General features: G+C 64.6%; 1 protein-coding gene and 1 pseudogene. Both read left to right on the top strand.

Annotation, left to right across the window (positions count from 1 at the left end; genetic code table 11):
* A pseudogene (locus tag C666_RS19005) lies at window positions 1-264 on the top strand (TRAP transporter small permease); the annotation flags it as partial.
* A complete protein-coding gene (locus C666_RS19000) occupies window positions 261-1,544 on the top strand; it encodes a TRAP transporter large permease (protein ID WP_004350293.1) in 1,284 nt (427 codons plus the stop codon). The pseudogene C666_RS19005 and the gene C666_RS19000, both read left to right, overlap by 4 nt.
* Window positions 1,545-1,552 lie beyond the last annotated feature (8 nt).

Raw genomic sequence — 1,552 nt, 5'->3', positions numbered from 1 at the left:
ACCTGGATCGTGTACTCGGCGATCCCGCTGGGCTCCTACCTGATGTGCTTTCGCTTCCTGCAGGTCACGGCCAGCTTCTGGCGTACGGGCGAGCTGCCGCACCACGACCACGGCCACGTCGACGGCATCGACGACGAAGGGCACGTGCCGGTCGACGTGAACCACTTCGCCATGGATGACGACCTGCACCCGCACGACCTCAAGCACAAGCACCCGAACGACAGCGCCGATGGCCGCGATGGCGGCCAGGGAGGCAAGCCATGACCGCCGCCATCATCTTCGTGCTGCTCACGGTCCTGATGCTCACCGGCATGCCGGTGTCCATCTCGCTGGGCCTGACGGTGCTCAGCTTCCTGTTCTTCTTCACCGAAGTGCCGCTCGAATCGGTCGCGCTCAAGCTGTTCACGGGCATCGAGAAGTTCGAGATCATGGCGATCCCGTTCTTCGTGCTGGCGGGCAACTTCCTCACCCACGGCGGGGTCGCGCGACGCATGATCGACTTCGCCACGGCGATGGTCGGGCACCTGCGCGGCGGGCTGGGCATGAGCTCGGTGTTCGCCTGCGCGCTGTTCGCCGCGGTGTCGGGCTCGAGTCCGGCGACGGTGGTCGCGATCGGCTCCATCATGATCCCGGCGATGATGAAGGTCGGCTACCCGAAGCCCTTCGGTGCCGGCGTGGTCGCCTCGGCGGGCGGCCTCGGGGTGTTGATCCCGCCGTCGATCGTCATGGTCATGTACGCGGTGTCGACCAACAGCTCGATCGGCGCGCTGTTCATGGCGGGGGTCATCCCGGGCCTGCTGTGCGCGCTGATGCTCGGCTTCACCACCTGGTGGGTGGCACGCAAGGGCGACTACCCGCGCGAACCCAAGCGCAGCCTGGCGGACGTGTGGATGGCGTTCCGGCGCGCGATCTGGGGACTGGCGCTGATCATCGTGGTGATGGGGGGGATCTACTCGGGGATGTTCACGCCGACCGAGGCGGCGGCGATGAGCGCGATGTACGCGTTCTTCATCGCGATCTTCGTGTACAAGGACCTGAAGCTGTCCGATGTGCCGAAGGTGCTGCTGAACTCGGCGAACATGAGCGCGATGCTGCTGTACATCATCACCAACGCGGTGCTGTTCTCGTTCATCCTGACCAACGAGCAGATTCCGCAGGGGATCGCGCAGTGGATCATGGACTCGGGGATGGGGATGATCGGCTTCCTGATCGCGGTCAACATCCTGCTGCTGGTGCTGGGCAGCTTCATGGAGCCCTCGTCGGTGATCCTGATCACGGCGCCGATCCTGTTCCCGATCGCGATGAAGCTGGGGATCGACCCGATCCACTTCGGGATCATGATCACGGTGAACATGGAGATCGGGCTGATCACGCCGCCGGTGGGGCTGAACCTGTATGTGGCGAGCGGCATCAGCAAGCTGGGGCTGACCGCGATGTCCAAGGCGGTGTGGCCGTGGCTGGTGACGATGCTGGTGTTCCTGATGCTGGTCACCTACGTGCCCATCATCTCCACCTGGCTGCCCACCGCGCTCGGAATGATGTGAACGACCGG

Source organism: Thauera linaloolentis 47Lol = DSM 12138 (genome assembly GCF_000310205.1).
GTDB classification, from domain to species: Bacteria; Pseudomonadota; Gammaproteobacteria; order Burkholderiales; family Rhodocyclaceae; genus Thauera; species Thauera linaloolentis.
The sequence above is the reverse complement of the archived record's forward strand: the minus strand, read 5'-3'. Positions and strand labels throughout refer to the sequence as shown.